This is a genomic window from Mesorhizobium sp. (assembly GCF_041661565.1).
Lineage (GTDB): Bacteria > Pseudomonadota > Alphaproteobacteria > Rhizobiales > Rhizobiaceae > Mesorhizobium.
The window spans coordinates 1-16,383 of record NZ_JBAZUD010000119.1 but is presented as its reverse complement, the minus strand read 5'-3'; the positions used below and the strand labels follow the sequence as shown (position 1 = coordinate 16,383).

General features: G+C 62.7%; 16 protein-coding genes. 8 read left to right on the top strand and 8 right to left on the bottom strand.

From position 1 onward, the window contains the following. Positions 1-225 precede the first annotated feature (225 nt). Both WC739_RS19070 and WC739_RS19065 read left to right on the top strand, forming a co-directional pair. Positions 226-975, top strand: a complete 750-nt coding sequence (locus tag WC739_RS19070; RefSeq protein WP_031213892.1) for an amino acid ABC transporter ATP-binding protein — start codon at positions 226-228, stop codon at positions 973-975. 132 nt (positions 976-1,107) lie between these two features. Beyond that, complete coding sequence (locus WC739_RS19065; RefSeq protein ID WP_372954582.1) at positions 1,108-1,776, top strand: TIGR02117 family protein; 669 nt, start codon at positions 1,108-1,110, stop codon at positions 1,774-1,776. 26 nt (positions 1,777-1,802) lie between these two features. Here the strand turns inward: WC739_RS19065 and WC739_RS19060 are convergent, their stop codons facing one another. Both WC739_RS19060 and WC739_RS19055 read right to left on the bottom strand, forming a co-directional pair. Beyond that, entirely contained in the window at positions 1,803-3,041 is a 1,239-nt protein-coding gene (locus tag WC739_RS19060; protein WP_372954583.1) for an FAD-dependent monooxygenase, read from the bottom strand. Positions 3,042-3,069: 28 nt separating this feature from the next. Beyond that, positions 3,070-3,315 (bottom strand): zinc-finger domain-containing protein, encoded by a 246-nt coding sequence (locus tag WC739_RS19055; protein WP_015318409.1) that lies wholly within the window; start codon positions 3,313-3,315, stop codon positions 3,070-3,072. Between the two features lie 144 nt (positions 3,316-3,459). Between WC739_RS19055 and WC739_RS19050 the strand changes: the two genes are divergently transcribed. Further along, positions 3,460-5,661, top strand: a complete 2,202-nt coding sequence (locus WC739_RS19050; RefSeq protein ID WP_372954581.1) for an RNA degradosome polyphosphate kinase — start codon at positions 3,460-3,462, stop codon at positions 5,659-5,661. Then, positions 5,661-7,196 carry an exopolyphosphatase gene (gene ppx / locus WC739_RS19045; RefSeq protein ID WP_372954580.1) on the top strand — a complete coding sequence of 512 codons (1,536 nt, stop codon included), beginning with the start codon at positions 5,661-5,663 and terminating at the stop codon, positions 7,194-7,196. Before WC739_RS19050 ends, ppx begins: the two co-directional genes overlap by 1 nt. Positions 7,197-7,198: 2 nt before the next feature. Here ppx and WC739_RS19040 read toward each other — a convergent pair whose 3' ends face one another. The 3 genes from WC739_RS19040 to fumC all read right to left on the bottom strand — a co-directional run bounded on the left by WC739_RS19040 (position 7,199) and on the right by fumC (position 9,771). Next, positions 7,199-7,603, bottom strand: a complete 405-nt coding sequence (locus WC739_RS19040) for a DoxX family protein (protein WP_372954579.1) — start codon at positions 7,601-7,603, stop codon at positions 7,199-7,201. A 171-nt stretch (positions 7,604-7,774) separates the two neighbouring features. Then, positions 7,775-8,191 carry a DoxX family protein gene (locus WC739_RS19035; protein WP_372954578.1) on the bottom strand — a complete coding sequence of 139 codons (417 nt, stop codon included), beginning with the start codon at positions 8,189-8,191 and terminating at the stop codon, positions 7,775-7,777. A gap of 173 nt (positions 8,192-8,364) precedes the next feature. Continuing rightward, positions 8,365-9,771 carry a class II fumarate hydratase gene (fumC, locus tag WC739_RS19030; protein ID WP_372954577.1) on the bottom strand — a complete coding sequence of 469 codons (1,407 nt, stop codon included), beginning with the start codon at positions 9,769-9,771 and terminating at the stop codon, positions 8,365-8,367. Positions 9,772-9,970: 199 nt separating this feature from the next. On the opposite strand from fumC, the gene WC739_RS19025 reads away from it, so the two are divergent. Next, positions 9,971-11,149 carry an ATP-binding protein gene (locus WC739_RS19025; RefSeq protein ID WP_372954576.1) on the top strand — a complete coding sequence of 393 codons (1,179 nt, stop codon included), beginning with the start codon at positions 9,971-9,973 and terminating at the stop codon, positions 11,147-11,149. A gap of 18 nt (positions 11,150-11,167) precedes the next feature. Here the strand turns inward: WC739_RS19025 and WC739_RS19020 are convergent, their stop codons facing one another. After that, positions 11,168-12,148, bottom strand: coding sequence for a glycosyltransferase family 10 domain-containing protein (locus WC739_RS19020; protein ID WP_372954575.1), 981 nt, complete (start codon positions 12,146-12,148; stop codon positions 11,168-11,170). Between the two features lie 102 nt (positions 12,149-12,250). Further along, on the bottom strand, positions 12,251-13,024 hold the full coding sequence (locus WC739_RS19015; protein ID WP_372954574.1) for an SDR family NAD(P)-dependent oxidoreductase: 774 nt from the start codon (positions 13,022-13,024) through the stop codon (positions 12,251-12,253). A gap of 237 nt (positions 13,025-13,261) precedes the next feature. Here WC739_RS19015 and WC739_RS19010 point away from each other — a divergent pair, with 237 nt between their 5' ends. Then, positions 13,262-14,212 (top strand): glycosyl transferase family 90, encoded by a 951-nt coding sequence (locus WC739_RS19010; RefSeq protein ID WP_372954573.1) that lies wholly within the window; start codon positions 13,262-13,264, stop codon positions 14,210-14,212. A 30-nt stretch (positions 14,213-14,242) separates the two neighbouring features. Here WC739_RS19010 and betI read toward each other — a convergent pair whose 3' ends face one another. Beyond that, a complete protein-coding gene (gene betI, locus WC739_RS19005) occupies positions 14,243-14,878 on the bottom strand; it encodes a transcriptional regulator BetI (protein WP_372954572.1) in 636 nt (211 codons plus the stop codon). An 83-nt stretch (positions 14,879-14,961) separates the two neighbouring features. Here betI and choX point away from each other — a divergent pair, with 83 nt between their 5' ends. Both choX and WC739_RS18995 read left to right on the top strand, forming a co-directional pair. Continuing rightward, the gene (gene choX / locus WC739_RS19000) at positions 14,962-15,900 is read left to right on the top strand and encodes a choline ABC transporter substrate-binding protein (RefSeq protein WP_372954571.1); all 939 of its coding nucleotides are present in this window, start codon (positions 14,962-14,964) and stop codon (positions 15,898-15,900) included. Continuing rightward, positions 15,897-16,383: alpha/beta fold hydrolase (locus tag WC739_RS18995; RefSeq protein WP_372954570.1), on the top strand; the 487-nt coding region annotated here is incomplete at its 3' end. The genes choX and WC739_RS18995, both read left to right, overlap by 4 nt.

The window sequence follows — 16,383 nt, the reverse complement described above, 5'->3', positions numbered from 1 at the left end:
CAGCCTTCGTCTTCTGGCTGTTCTGCTTCGGCATGTCGCGCTATTCCATGTACACGGAACGCCGGCTCGACACCGGCCACAAACGCTGATGCATGTCGCCCAAAACTGTGTTGTGGGTTTGGGATAACGACATGCATTATAACCAAAGATAAAAGAACAAGGGGACCCGTCATGGCCACCGAAAACGCCGTAAGCGCCGAAGAGATCAAGGTCAACGCCGCCAAGATGCAGATCTCGACCACCGATGTCGCCATCGACATCATCGCCATGCACAAATGGTACGGCGAGTTCCATGTGCTGAAGGACATCAATCTGAAGGTGATGCGCGGCGAGCGCATCGTCATCTGCGGCCCGTCGGGCTCGGGCAAATCGACGATGATCCGCTGCATCAACCGGCTGGAGGAGCACCAGAAAGGCAAGATCATCGTCGATGGCAAGGAACTGACCAACGATCTGAAGAAGATCGACGAGGTGCGCCGCGAGGTCGGCATGGTGTTCCAGCACTTCAACCTGTTTCCGCATCTCACCATCCTCGAAAATTGCACGCTGGCGCCGATCTGGGTGCGCAAGACACCGAAGAAGCAGGCCGAGGAAATCGCCATGCACTTCCTCAAGCGCGTCAAGATTCCCGAGCAGGCCAACAAGTACCCGGGCCAGCTCTCGGGCGGCCAGCAGCAGCGCGTGGCGATCGCCCGCTCGCTGTGCATGAACCCGCGCATCATGCTGTTCGATGAGCCGACCTCCGCGCTCGATCCGGAAATGATCAAGGAAGTGCTGGAGACGATGGTCGGGCTGGCCGAGGAAGGCATGACCATGCTGTGCGTCACCCATGAAATGGGCTTCGCGCGCAAGGTCGCCAACCGGGTGATCTTCATGGATCAGGGCCAGATCGTCGAGCAGAACACGCCGGCCGAGTTCTTCGACCATCCGCGCCATGAGCGCACAAAACTGTTCCTGTCGCAGATCCTGCACTGAGTCCTCGACAATCTTAGGCCTTCGACAATCGCGGAGAGCCCGGCTGAAACAGAGCCGGGCTCTTTTGCGTATGGATGAGCAGGTGGCAGACGCCTCCTGTCACGCCCCGATGCGTTCGCAAGGCAGCCATTCATGAAGAAGCTTGGACGTATTCCGGTCCGCCTGTTGATCGTGGCGGCTCTGGCCGTGACGCTGGGAGCGTTGGTGCCGCGACCGCTTTGGCAGACAGCCGGCGACAGACCCGCGAGCACGCGGCATATATTGGTCCTCAGGAACCCGATCCACACAGACATCGCCGTTCCGGTCGACGATGCGGTGCTTCGGCGCTTTCATTTCCTGCTTGATGCCGGCATGCCGACCGACATTGCCGGAGTGCGCTACATCGTCTTTGGCTGGGGCGGCCGCGCGTTCTACCTGGAAACGCCGACATGGTCGCAACTCAAAGCCGTTCCGGTGATGAAAGCGCTGACCCTCGACACGTCAGTGATGCATGTCGATATCGCCGGCGACATCACCGAACCGCGTCCGGATGTCGCCGGGTTCGACATCGGCGAGGACCGCTTCGCCGCCTTGCTCGATTTCATCGCCGCCAGCTTCCAGCAAGGGGAGGGCGGCCCTGTCATCATCGAGAACGCGGCCTATTCTAGGTTCGACCGTTTCTTCGAGGCAAAAGGGCACTTCAACGCGCTGGTCGGATGCAACACCTGGACCGCGGCGGCGCTGCGCACTGCTGGCCTGCGCACCGGCTGGTGGAACCCGCTGCCGGTCTCGCTCGGCCTGTCGATGCGGCTTTACAATTAGCGAGATGGGCCGGCCACGGCCGGGCGTCAGCGCCGAGTTGTTTTCTGTCGCTCCCATCCATAAAGCCAGTCGAGATCCGCCGCGAGCTTGTCCGGGCCCCGCATCGCCAGGAACAGGTCGCGGGCGATCGCCACCGGCCCGGCGGCATGCCAGGCAAGGCGATTGAGGGCGCCGCGCCGCGCAGCCTTGGCTATGCGCGGCCGTCGCAGGGCCTCCCACATTCCAAGGCCGGCTGCCGGATCGGCCGCCGAGTCGGCGACGGCATCTGCAAGCATTGCCGCGTCCTCGATCGCCATCGCCGCACCCTGCGCCGCGAAGGGGGTCATCGCATGAGCGGCGTCGCCGATCAGCGCGATTCCGCCGGGCACGGTCCAAGGCTGCCCTTGGTCGACCGTATGGAGCGGCCAGGTCAGCCAGGGGCCAACCAGTTGCGTCACCTTTGCCAAGCCAGGGGCGCAGCCGCGCATTGCATCGGCGAGGATGCCGGGATCGGCACGGCCTGACCAGCCCTCGGCGATCCGCTCGCCCTTGGTAAAGGCGACGAGGTTGAAGGCGTCGCCCTTGCTGACGGGATAAGCGACCATGTGAAAGCCCGGATGCAGAAACGTCGTGACACAGTTGGGCGGCCCGATCGCGGCGAAGGCGAGACCGGCGGGACTGTCGGCGGCGACCGTGGCCCGCCAGGCCAGCGCCCCCGAAAAACGGTTTCTTGGCGGTGCCATCCTTTCGGAATCGACAAGCCCGCGCACCGTCGACCAGACGCCATCGGCACCAACCAGCAACGAGCCTTGTTTCTCCGACGTCTTGCCGCCGATCTCGACGCTCGCCATGACACCCTGGCTGCCGACCGCGATTTTCTGGACGCGCGCGCCGAGGGTGAGATGAATATCGGGCATTTCGGCGGCCCGCTCCATCAGCGCACTCTGCAGGTCGGCCCGATGCGTGACGAGATAGGGAGCGCCCCAACGGTCTTCACCCGACCGGCCCAGCGGCACCCGGGCCAGTTGGCGCAATGTCCTCGCATCCTTCAGCACCACGGCCTCCGGCCGCACCGCGGCCGGCAGCAGCCGGTCGAGTACGCCGAGGTCCCGCAGGATGCGTGTCGCGTTGGGAGAAAGCTGGAGACCGGCGCCTACGGCCTCGAGGCGCGGTGCCTGCTCGAACAGCTGCACGCGACAGCCGCGTCTGGCAAAGGCAATTGCGGCGGTCAGTCCGGCGACGCCTGCTCCGGCGATGACGACTGGCCGGGAGCGCTTGTCGTCCATCTTGCCCATCAGCTGTGTCGGTAAGGAATCAGGCGGCCTGGTCGATATAGAGGCAGCCGGCCGGCAGCGTTTCCGTCGCCTTCAGCTTCGGCGAATAGCGATAGAGCGTCGAGCAATAGGGGCAAACCTTCTCATTGTCGTCGCCCATGTCGAGAAACACATGCGGATGGTCGAAGGGCGGGTTGGCGCCGGTGCACATGAATTCCTTGACCCCGATGTCGATCGCCGGATGGCCCGCATCGTTCTGGAAATGGGGAATGGAACCGCCTGCCATCGTCGTCTCCTTAACGCAGTCTCGCCTGCATCTGGATCATAACAGGCCTCTTTGCAAGATCGATGAAATGAAACTGTCGCAAAAGCCTGTCAGAGGATAAGTTAAGCCGGTTAAGCGGCAGAGCTGGTGGGAAGAGCGGAAAACATGAACGAACTGAAGCCGGTCAAGAGCGAATTCACCAATATCGAGGCTGCAAGCCCGGAAGGCGGCAACCCCGACCGTTTCGTCAATCGTGAATTCTCCTGGCTGCAGTTCAACCGGCGCGTTCTCGAAGAATCGCTCAATCTCAATCATCCGCTGCTGGAGCGCGTCCGCTTCCTGTCGATCTCGGCCGCCAATCTCGACGAGTTCTTCATGGTGCGCGTCGCCGGCCTCGCAGGCCAGGTGCGCGAGGGCATCGTGCTGAAGAGCCCGGACGGACGCACGCCCGAGCAGCAGCTCGAGCAGCTGCTGCGCGAAGTCGAACGGCTGCAGGAAGACCAGCAGAACAGCCTTTCGGCCCTCACCGTGCTGCTCAACAAGGAAGGCATCGAGACCATTACCCGCGATGCGCTGACCAAGGACGAGAAAATCTGGCTGGAAGACCATTTCCAGGAACAGGTGTTCCCGGTGCTGACACCGCTGTCGATCGACCCGGCGCACCCATTCCCGTTCATTCCCAATCTCGGCTTCTCGATGGCACTGCAGCTGCGCCATCGCAAGAATGGCGAGGAGATGAGCGCGCTGCTGCGCCTGCCGGTCGCGTTGAAGCGGTTCATCCGTCTGCCGGACCGCAAGCAGAATGTCCGGTTCATCCCACTGGAAGAGGCGGTCGGCCTCTATATCGGCAAGCTGTTTCCCGGCTACGAGGTCAAGGGCTCGGGCACGTTCCGCATCATTCGCGACAGTGATATCGAGGTCGAAGAGGAGTCCGAGGACCTCGTGCGCCTGTTCGAGACAGCGCTGAAGCGCCGCCGCCGCGGCTCGGTCATTCGCATCGAATTCGACAGGCTGATGCCTGGCGAACTGCGCGAGTTCGTCGCCGGCGAGCTCGGCGTCTCGTCGAGCCGCATCAGTGTGCTGACCGGTCCTCTTGCGCTCAGCCAGATTTCCGAGATCGTCTCCATCCCCCGCGACGATTTGAAGTTCACGCCCTACAATCCGCGCTTTCCCGAGCGCATCCGCGAGCATGGCGGCGACTGTTTCGCCGCCATTCGCGAGAAGGATATCGTCGTCCACCATCCCTATGAATCCTTCGACGTCGTCGTGCAGTTCCTGCGCCAGGCCATGGCCGACCCGGAAGTGGTGGCGATCAAGCAGACGCTGTACCGCACCTCCAACGACAGCCCGATCGTGCGCGCGCTGGTCGACGCGGCCGAGGCCGGCAAGTCGGTGACGGCGCTGGTCGAGCTCAAGGCGCGTTTCGACGAGGAAGCCAACATCCGCTGGGCGCGCGATCTCGAGCGCGCCGGCGTGCAGGTCGTTTTCGGCTTCCTCGAGCTGAAGACCCACGCGAAAATGTCGCTGGTGGTGCGGCGCGAGGACGGCAAGCTGCGCAACTATGTGCATCTCGGCACCGGCAATTACCACCCGGTCACCGCCCGCATCTACACCGACCTGTCCTTCTTCACCACCGATCCGACGATCGCCCGCGATGTCGCCCAGCTCTTCAACTTCATCACCGGCTATGCCGAGCCAACGGATGAAATGCGGCTGGCGATCTCGCCGTTCACGCTCAGAAACAGGATTCTCAAGCACATTTCCGATGAAGTCGCTTATGCGCGCGCGGGCAAGCCGGCGCGTATCTGGATGAAGATGAACGCGCTCGTCGACCCCATCATCATCGATGCGCTCTATGACGCCAGCCGGGCAGGGGTCGAGATCGACCTTGTCGTGCGCGGCATCTGTTGCCTGAGGCCGCAGGTGCCCGGCCTGTCGGAAAACATCAGGGTGAAATCGATCGTTGGCCGGTTCCTGGAACACAGCCGCATCTATTGCTTTGGCAACGGCCATGGCCTGCCCTCGGACGAGGCGATCGTCTACATCTCGTCGGCCGACCTCATGCCGCGCAATCTCGATCGCCGTGTCGAGACCATGGTGCCGATCACCAATCCAACTGTGCATGAACAGATTTTGGGCCAGATCATGCTCGGCAACATCATGGACAATCAGCAAAGTTTCGACGTATTGGCTGATGGAACCTCCCGGCGCGTGGTGCTGGAGGAGGGCGAGGAACCGTTCAACGCGCAGGAATATTTCATGACCAATCCCAGCCTGTCCGGACGGGGTGATGCGCTGAAGTCGCACGCGCCCAAGCGCATCGCGCAGTTCAAGCGCCGCAAGAAGAACGCTGCAGCGTCCAGCTGATGCAGGCGGAATCCCAAGGCCGGCTGCAGGACCGCCGACCGCTGTCCATCATCGACATCGGTTCGAACTCGATCCGTCTTGTGGTCTATGAAGGGCTGGCGCGCTCGCCGACCATGCTGTTCAACGAAAAGATGCTGGCCGGCCTCGGCCGCGGCATCGTGTCGACCGGCAAGCTCGATCCCGAAGCGGTGACGCGCTCGATGGAGGAGTTCCGCCGCTTTCGGGCGCTCTCCGACCAGGCCGGCGCCGAGCATATGTATGTGCTGGCGACGGCTGCGGCCCGCGAGGCCGTCAACGGTCCCGACTTCATCCACCGGGCCGAGGATGTGCTCAAGACCGAAATCCGGGTGCTGAGCGGGCGCCAGGAAGCCCATTATTCGGCGCTTGGGGTGATTTCCGGCTTTCATCCGGCCGACGGCATCGCTGGCGACCTTGGCGGCGGCAGCCTCGAACTGGTCGATGTTGCGGGCGAGGCGATCGGCGACGGGATCACGCTGCCGCTGGGCGGCCTGCGCCTGCAGGACATGGCGAAGAACTCGCTTGCCCAGGCGGCAAAGATCACGCGTGACGAACTGGCCCGGGCCAAGCTGCTGAAAGGCGGGCAGGGCAGGCCCTTCTACGCCGTTGGCGGCACCTGGCGAAATCTCGCCCGGCTGCACATGGAGATGACCAACTATCCGCTCGGCGTCATGCACCACTATGACATCGGCATCGAAAGCGCGGCCAATTTTCTCAGGCAGGTGGCGAAGGGCGAGATCGAGAAGGTCAAGGGCATCGAAGGCGTCTCCAAGAACCGCCGCTCGCTGCTGCCCTATGGCGCCATCGTGCTGCAGGAGATCATGACGGCGATGCAGCCGTCCAAGATCATCGTCTCGGCGCTCGGGGTGCGCGAGGGCTTTCTCTATTCGCTGCTCGACGAGGCTGAGCAGAAGGCCGACCCGCTGATTTCAGCCGCGGAAGAGCTCGCCCGGCTGCGCTCGCGCTCCGTAACCCACGCGCATGAGCTGGTCGAATGGACAGCCCGGACATTCGCCGCCTTCGGCATCGACGAGACCGAGGATGAGGCGCGCTACCGCCACGCTGCGGCTCTGCTGGCCGATATCGGCTGGCGCGCGCATCCCGAATATCGCGGCAAGCAGTCGTTGAACATCATCGCGCATGCCTCTTTCTTCGGCGTCGACCATCCCGGCCGCGCCTTCCTGGCGCTGGCCAATGCCTACCGTCATGACGGCATCTTCAACGAATCCATCGACCCCGAGATCAAGGCGTTGACGACGCCGCGCTATCTAGAGCGCTCCCGGGTGCTGGCGGCGATGATGCGCGTCGTCTACCTGCTGACCGCATCGATGCCCGGCATCATGCCGAGACTGAAATGGGAGCAGCGCGCCAATGGTGTGCTGGCGCTGGTGTTGCCGGCGTCCCTTGCCGATCTCTACGGCGAACGGCCGGCCGGGCGCCTCGCCCAACTGGCGCGGATCACCAATCGCCGGCTGGTGCTGTCGGTCGAAGGCGGCCCGAGCATGTCGGTGAAATAAGACTACGCGGAACCGCGCCGGTCGATCGACCAGGCGCCGGCGCCGGCCATGGCCAGAGCCAGAAAGCCGCCCGCGATCGCGATGTCCTTCATCAGCATCTGCGAATGCAGGAAAACGAGCGTCGGGTCATCGCCGCCCTGGCCATAGTGGCCGATGAAGCCGGCGACAATGCAGAAGGCGGCAAGCAGCAGGGCAACGATCCTTGTCTGGAAGCCGACCAGGACGAGCAATCCAGCAATCAATTCGAACAGGCCTGTGCCCCAGGCGGCGAACGTCGGCAATGGCAGGCCAAGCCCGGCGAAATAGCTTGTCGTGCCGGCAATGTCGGACAATGCGTTGAACCCGGACGGTACGAACAGGGCGGCGAGAAACAGCCGGGAAAGAAGAAGCAGCAAGTCGCGAGGCACGGTCACCTCCGTTGTCGGTTTCGGTTGGCCTTTCCCCGAAGCAGCCATCCTATCGGCAATACGGCGGGAAATCCCATGGCGGCGGATCGAGATGCGTGGGCCTGTGACAGACAACGAAAAAGCGGCGCGGAGAATTCCGCGCCGCTTCTGTGAAGACTTGGGAGGCGTGGCTCAGCCGCGCTTGGCGTCGATCGAGTAGGCGCCGGCGCCAGAGGAGGCCAGCACCAGGAAGCCGCCGGCGATGGCGACGTTCTTCAGGAAATGGATCATCTGGTTCTGATCGGCCCAACCCGTGTGGGCGACAAGGGCGGTTGCGATGGTGAAGATAGCCAACACCCAGGCCACGATGCGGGTCTGGAAGCCGACGACGATGGCGAGACCGCCGAGAAGTTCGATCAGGCCGACGACAACAGCCGTTACGGTCGGGACGGGAAGACCCATCGAGCCGAAATAGCCGGCGGTGCCGGAAATGGCGGTGAGCTTGCCGAAACCGGAAAGCAGAAAGATGATGGCGAGCAGGATGCGGCCGAGAAGGATGGTGAGCGAGTTGCTGGAAGCGGTGCCGGCGGCGGATGAGCTGAAGGACATTGCGGTGTCTCCGAACGGGTTGAGTGATCCGTGCAATAGACCATAGCGACTGTTCACCAAAGCCGCCTATGTGGCGACACATTGTTCACGATGCTCGCATTCCGGTGATCGCGCAACAGGCAGGAATCGTGTCGAGCATGGCCCGATCGCCGTAGAGTGTCCGCCGGAACGACCTACCCTGGATGCGTCATGTCCACAGGCCGCACCAGACGCTCATAGTCCGCTTCGCTGACCAGGCCGGTTGCGAGCGCTTCCTCGCGCAACGTCGTGCCGTTCTTGTGCGCCGTCTTGGCGATCTTGGCCGCATTGTCGTAGCCGATGGTCGGCGCCAGCGCCGTCACCAGCATCAGCGAGCGGTCGAGCGCCGCCTTGATGTTGTCCTCACGCGCCTCGATGCCGACGACGCAATTGTCGGTGAACGAGACCGAGGCGTCGGCGAGCAACTGCACCGACTGCAGGAAGTTGTAGGCCATCAGTGGGTTGTAGACATTGAGTTCGAAATGGCCCTGGCTGCCGGCGAAGGTCACGGCCGCGTTGTTGCCGAACACCTGCACGCAGACCTGGGTCATCGCTTCGCACTGCGTCGGGTTGACCTTGCCCGGCATGATCGACGAGCCGGGTTCGTTTTCGGGCAACGACAACTCGCCGAGGCCCGAGCGCGGCCCGGAGCCGAGGAAGCGGATGTCGTTGGCGACCTTGAACAGGGCAGCCGCGGCCGCGTTGATGGCGCCATGCGAGAACACCATGGAATCGTGGGCGGCGAGTGCCTCGAACTTGTTGGGCGCGGTGACGAAGGCGATGCCGGTGATGGCGGCGATGCGATCGGCCACCCGCTCGGCGAAGCCGACCGGCGCGTTGAGGCCTGTGCCCACCGCGGTGCCGCCCTGTGCCAGTTCCTGCAGGCCTGGCAACGTCAATTCGATGCGCCTCATCGAAGACGCGACCTGCGCGGCGTAGCCGGAGAATTCCTGGCCGAGGGTCAGCGGCGTCGCATCCTGTGTGTGGGTACGGCCGATCTTGATGATGTGGTTGAACTCCCGGCTCTTGGCGGCGAGCGCCTTGTGCAGGTGTTTCAGCGCCGGCAACAGGTCGTGCACGATGCGCTCGGCGCAGGCGATGTGCATGGCCGTCGGATAGGTATCGTTCGATGACTGGCTCATATTGACGTGGTCATTGGGATGCACCGGCTTCTTCGACCCCATGACGCCGCCCAGCATCTCGATCGCCCGGTTGGAGATGACCTCGTTGGCGTTCATGTTGGACTGTGTGCCGGAGCCGGTTTGCCACACCGCCAGCGGGAAATGGTCGTTGAGCTTTCCGTCGATGACCTCCTGGGAGGCCTCGATGATCGCCTTGCCGATCGCGGGATCCAGCCGCTTCAGTTCCATATTGGCTTCGGCCGCCGCCCGCTTGACGATGCCGAGCGCGCGTACGATTGAAATGGGCTGCTTTTCCCAGCCGATCTTGAAGTTGCCGAGCGACCGCTGTGCCTGCGCGCCCCAATAGCGGCTGGCGTCGACCTCGATGGGACCGAACGTGTCGGTTTCGGTTCTGGTCTTTGACGTGCTCACGGGCGGCATCTCCAGTGTGTCGAATTTGGCAACGGCCTATCGCGTTGCACAATGGCCTTCAAGCGGAGATTGCGCTCGAAAAGCATGCAAATCGGTTCAGCACATTGACATTCGCGCGCCTGCCGACCGCAGCTTAGTACGTTTCAGCGTGATGACATGGATCGAGCCATCAAATAGGGTGCCGGGCAAACGATCGACCAGGGTAGAAGTGGCACACGATTTTCAGCAGGACATCGACCTTATCGCCAGCATCGACGCGGTTCCGACCATTCTCGATGTCGTCTGCCGCACCACCGGGATGGGTTTTGCCGCGGTCGCCCGCGTCACCGAGGATCGCTGGATTGTCTGCGGTGTTCTCGACAATATTGATTTCGGCCTCGCGCCGGGCGGCGAGCTGAAGGTCGAGACCACAATCTGCAGCGAGATCCGTGCCAGCCACGAAGCGGTGGTCATTGACAGCGTTGCCGATGATCAGGCCTTTTCCGGTCACCACACGCCCGCGCAATATGGCTTCCAGAGCTATATATCGATGCCGATCATCCGCAGGGACGGTCGGTTTTTCGGCACCTTGTGCGCCATCGATCCGCGTCCGGCGCGGTTGAAGAATCCCGAAACCATCGGCATGTTCAAGCTGTTCGCGGAACTGATTGCCGCCCATCTGGACTCGGCGGAGCGGCTCGACGCGGCCCACGCCGAAACCTTGCTGGAGCGTAAGAACAAGGAACTGCGCGAGCAGTTCATCGCCGTCCTTGGTCACGACCTGCGCAATCCGCTCGGCTCGATCGCCTCCGGCGTCAATATGCTGAAGCGCACCGATGACGAGGCAAAGCGCGCGCAGATCCTGGCCTTGATGGAGGGCAGCGTGGCGCGCATGGGTGGGCTGATCGACAATGTACTCGACTTTGCCCGAAGCCGCATGGGCGCCGGGCTGGTGGGCAAGACGACCGAGCCCAAGCCGGTGGGGCCGGTGCTGGAGCAAGTCGTGTCGGAATTTCGCTCCGTTCATCCGGACCGCGTGATCGAAACCGAGTTTGATGTTCCCGCGCCTGTCATCGCCGATCATCTGCGGCTTGCGAGGCTGTTCTCGAACCTGATCGGCAACGCGCTCAACCATGGCGCCTTCGGCGCGCCGGTCAGGGTGGAAGCCACGACTGCAGGCGGGGAGCTTGTTTTCTCGGTTGCCAATACCGGCAAGCCTATCGCGACCGAAATGATGGCCAATCTGTTCCAGCCGTTCGTGCGCGGCAAGACCACGAACGATCAGGGCCTGGGACTTGGCCTCTACATTGCCGCCGAGATCGCCAAGATGCATTCGGGCAAGGTAGAGGCTGCATCCTCAGCGCAGGAGACGCGCTTTGTCTTTCGCATGCCGTTGGATGGCGCCTGAACGTCAATCGAAGGTTTGTCAGCCGGGAATCTTTTTCTTCCAGCGACGTAGCCGCGTGCGCACGTAGGTGAGGCGGCCAAACGGGATCGTTGGCCGCCCCGATGGGGCGCTCGGCTGCTCCTGCAGGCGTTGACGCACAAGGTTCGTCAGGCGCCGGAAGCAAGGGGTTTCCAGTGTGGGCAGACGTTCCAAGATCGTGTCGGGCAGCGGCTTCGAGCGCCAGGCGAAATAGGCCTCATACTCCAGCGGCGTGTCGACAAGGTGCTGGAGATAGCCAGCCAGCGCTTTCGTGTTGGGGAACGCGCCAGCCTCGACATAGGAATTCGCGGGCACGAAATCACTCACGTTCGGTGCGCCGAGATAGACCGGCACCGTGCCGGCTTCGAATGCGTCATAGATCTTCTCCGTGACGTAATCAGGCTCGATCGAGTTTTCCAGCGCGAGGCAGAACCTGTGCCGCGCGATGGTCTCGATCTTTGTTTTCCGGCCGAGATCCGGCCCGCCGATTGCTCGATTGTGAAAGTGCCTGCCATAGGAATCGATCTTGATATGGCGCGAAAGTTCGGCTGTGAAATCGACGCGGCCGCTGTGGTTGAAGGGGGCGGACTGGAAGAGCGCGACCGGCGCCTGTTCGGTCTTCGCGGCGATTGGTCTGGCAACCATGTCTCGCCACGCGCAAGCCTTGGGCAGGTAGGGCGCCCAGACGTCGGAACGCGCTTCATGCGTCATTGTCATGTCGAAATGCCTCATGACCTCCGGACTTGCGGCGCGTGGATGGTTCTGACGGCTCTCCATCGACCAGGCCACCCAATATTGGCCGGGATATTTGCGGGCATCGCCGAATTCTTGGAAATCCGGCATGTGGAAAACCACGGCCGCGGCCTCGGAGAGCCGGCGCTTGTCCGTTGTCCAACGCCCTTCACCCTGGATGGACTCGATGTCGACCGGCTTGCCGAAGAATGTCGTATAAAAGAGGATCAGCGGATCGCTTGATGACATGGCGGCACGAATGTCCGGGATTTCTCGATCTCCGTGAAAGACGCGGAATTGCGAGGCCGGTCAAGGCGCCGCATTTCCAGCGACAGGTGGGGGGAAGTCCTTCTAGCCCGCCGTATATCCACCATCGATCGCAAAAATCCCGCCACTGGTCCAGGCAGCCTCGTCGCTGGCGAGATGAACAGCGATCCCCGCCAAATCTTCGGGGCGGCCGATTCTGCCGAGCGGATAGCTGCGCTCGACATAGGCGCTCAGCTCTGCCTTGGCCTCGTCCGGCAGATTGTCGACTGTCTTGCGCCGCATCGCGGTGTCCACTGTGCCAGGCGCGATGGCATTGACCCGGATGCCGCGCGGCCCGAGTTCGAATGCGAGCGACTTGGTCAGCGAGTTCAACGCGCCCTTGGACAGGGAATAGAGGCTCGACGGCCGCTTCGGGATCATCTTGTCGGCGAAGTAGGATGAGATGTTGATCACCGAGGCGCCGGCGGCGAGATGCGGCAGCAAGCCCTGAGTGAGGAAGAACACCGCCGCCACGTTGAGCGCGAAGGATTGCCGGAACTGCTCCTGGCTGACTGTCTCGAACGGCACCAGGAAAGCCATACCCGCATTGTTGACAAGAATGTCGAGCGGTCGGCCCGACATCTTCACGTGCTCGACCACGCTTTCGACGCCAGCGCCGGTGGCAAGGTCGGCGGACAGCGTCCTGACGGTTCCATTCGTGCCAGCCCTTGTGAGGTTGTCGCTGGCGGTGGCCAGTTTCGTGGCATCGCGACCGACGATCACGACATCGGCACCCTCGCGCAGGAATGCCTCGGCGATCGCAAAGCCGATGCCCTCGGACCCCCCGGTAACCAAAGCCTGCTTGTTGCCAAGCCTCATCGCATGCTCCCGCATCTTCATCCGGTCGAAAGCGCCGCGAATCCGCTGCCCTGGTCAAGCCATCGGCCTATCCCAGCGTATGAATAGTCCAGCCAGGGCAACAACTTGCATCTTCGCCGCGAACAGGATAGCCGCCTTGTTGAAGAAGCCATGCGGGTTCGAGCGGGATGCGGTGGGCTTCGGACCGACATACTTGTCCCCAAACACCTAACGACGATGGTCTTGCCGGAAGCGCGAATGCGAAAACCGCCCCTGCCCATCGATGTTGTCGAGGTCGAGAGGCGCTTGCTGCCCGGGCTTAACCGCGGCGAGATCCACTGCCGCTTCGAACGGGGAAGACTGAGGGTGCGGTCACGGGCCGCCTGGCTTGAAAGGCACGAGCAGGTACTCGCCCTGATTGCCGAGGCATTGGTGTCGCTCGGTGTCCGCGACCTGCCGCCCTTCTATATGCTTCTAGGCGACACGCCGTCGCGCAGACGGCACCGCTACTTCACGACACGATTCGCATTCTCTCAAGCCGATGGCTATGGCGAGGTGGCCGCTCCGGATTTCGTTTTCGGTGGCTGGCCGGACGCAAAGTTCGACGACTACGATCAAAAGACGCGGGCAATGGCGGCCGCGTCTGAACAGCCGGCGCGCGACAACAGGCTGTTCTGGGCCGGGCGCTGCATGAACGATGGCCGCAAAAGGGTCGTGGAAGCCGCGGCGGCACGGCCCGACCTTGTTGAGGCATACGATACCGAGTCGAACTACGATATCGCGAGCAACCGGTATTCCAGCAGGTTCAGGACGATGGAAGACCAGGTCGCCACCTACCGCTACATGATCGATATCGAGGGTGCGGGCTACAGTGGCCGCTTCAAGATGCTGCTCCACACCAGGCGCGTCGTGCTGCTGCAGGACCGGCCTTGGCGAGAGTGGTTCTTCGACGATATCGAGCCGTTCCGGCATTATGTCCCGGTGGCGCGCGATATGTCCGATATGGTCGAGCGCATCGAATGGCTGCGCGCCAATCCGAAGATGGAGGCCGAGATATCAGGGGAAGCGCAGCATTTCGCACGGACCCGGTTGACGCGCGCCGCGGCGGTGTCGGCCTGGGCTCGACTTCTCGGGGCTCACGCGGATGCCGGCGGCAATCTGAAGTCCGGCCTCCAACACCGCAAGCGCGTGACAGGCTGGCCGGGCTGACGAATCCCATCCACGGCAGGCCGGGCGAACCTATAGGCCGGCGGCCACCGGCCTGGTGCCCAGGCGGGCGGAAACATAATCCTTGACCTGACGGATCGCTCGTTCGCGAGAGACGCTGCCCGGTTGAAGGCCGAGCCGCAGCCAAAGCCCATCGATCAGGGCGGTGACGCCAAGCGCGATGTCGTCGGCATCCGCCGGTGAGGCAAGCCCGTGAAGGCCCGACAACAGGTTCGAGCGCATGCGGGCGTGGAGCACCTTCTGGATGCGCGCCAGCTTCTCGTCGCGAGGCACCTCGGCACACAGGGAAAGCCAGGCATGGCAGAGAGGCGGCAGGAACAGATGTTCCTCGAAATTGCCCTCGATCACCGCGTCCAGGCGCTCCATCGGGGTCCGTGCCTGGCGAAGCCGGATCACCACCGCGTCGCGCAACACGGCATTGGCCTCCCGCATCGCGTGCTCGAACAGTTCCTGCTTGTTGCGGAAATAGTGCAGCACGATGCCCTTGGAGGCGCCTGCCTGCGCCGCCACCTTCTCCAGCGTCGCGCCGGCTATGCCTTCGCGCTCAAGCACCGCGAAGGCCGCCCGCCGCAACTCCTTGCGGCGTATGTCGCCGAGGCGCGTGAGTTTCACCGGATTGATCCATGCATTGCGAATCCACGTTGACATTTTCGCCCGTCCAGATCAACAATTGACCGATGGGACAATAAAAAGACCAATTGGTCAATTTTTGACAAATGAGGAGAACTAGAATGTTGCGCATCCTTGCAAGCAGCGTTTGTCTCGCCGCATTGGCGCTCGGCTCTCATGCAGCCCGGGCCGGCGAAGCCGAGCAGTGCAGGACGGTCCGCATGGCCGAGCCTGGCTGGAACGATCTGGCCTTCACCACCGGCGTAACCAATGTCCTGTTCCAGGCGCTCGGCTATCAGCCGAAAAGCGAAGTGCTCGGCATCAACGTCATCTACGAGGGCATGAAGAACAATGATCTCGACCTGTTCCTGGGCTACTGGGACCCGGCGATGGTCACCTATTACGAGCCCTACAAGAAGGACGGCTCGGTCGAGAATGTGCGTGTCAATCTCGTCGGCGCCAAATACACCTTCGCCGTGCCGACCTACGTCTGGGAGGCCGGCGTGAAGGACCTGTCCGACCTGCACAAGTTTGCCGACAAGTTCGGCAAGAAGATGTACGGCATCGAACCCGGATCCAATCAGCTGATGATGGACGCCATCGCCGATCCGGCGTTTGGCCTCGATGGCTGGCAGGTGGTCGAGTCGAGCGAAGCCGGCATGCTCTCGGAGGTCGGCTACGAGATCAAGGAGAAGCAGTTCATCGTTTTCCAGGGCTGGGCGCCACATCCGATGAACACGATGTACGACTTCAAGTACCTGACCGGCGGCGACAAGTTCTTCGGCCCGAATTTCGGCGCCGCGACGGTGACGACGCAGGTACGCAAGGGCTATCTGCAGCAATGCCCGAACGTCGCGAAGCTCTTGAAAAATCTAGCCTTCGACATCGATTTCGAAAATGTCGGCATGGGCTATCTCATCAATGACGGCATGAAGCCGGAAGACGGGGCACTGAAGGCAATCACGCTGAACAAGGGCCGCCTCGACACCTGGCTGGCCGGCGTCACCACCTTCGATGGCAAGCCAGGCCTGGCGGCGGTCAAGGAGAAGCTCGGCCTGTGACAGCGCCGGCATCGGACGGCTTGGGCCAGGACGCTTCGGTGGATCAGGCCGCCTGGGCCGCGCGCAAGCTATTCGCTGATATTGACGGCCTCGATATCGCCTATCTCGACATCGAAGGCACCGAACCGGCGCTGCTCCTGGTGCATGGCTTCACCGACACCAGCCGAAGTTTTTCGCTTCTAGCGCCGCATCTGGCCGGTCGCCGCCTGATCATGCCGGACCTGCGCGGCCACGGCGCCTCACAAGCCGGCAAGGGCTGCGGCGTCGCCGATTTTGCGGGCGATGTTGCCGGATTGATCGGGCGCCTGCGACTCGACCGGCCGGTCATCGTCGGTCACTCGCTGGGCGCCATGGTCTCTATCGCGTTGGCGGCGCGGTATCGGGACCTCATCGGCGGGCTGGTGATCATGGCCGGTACGCTCAAGCCTGATTTCGCGGCAGACCATCCATTGCTGGCTGGCGTCCAAGGGTTGCAAGATCCCA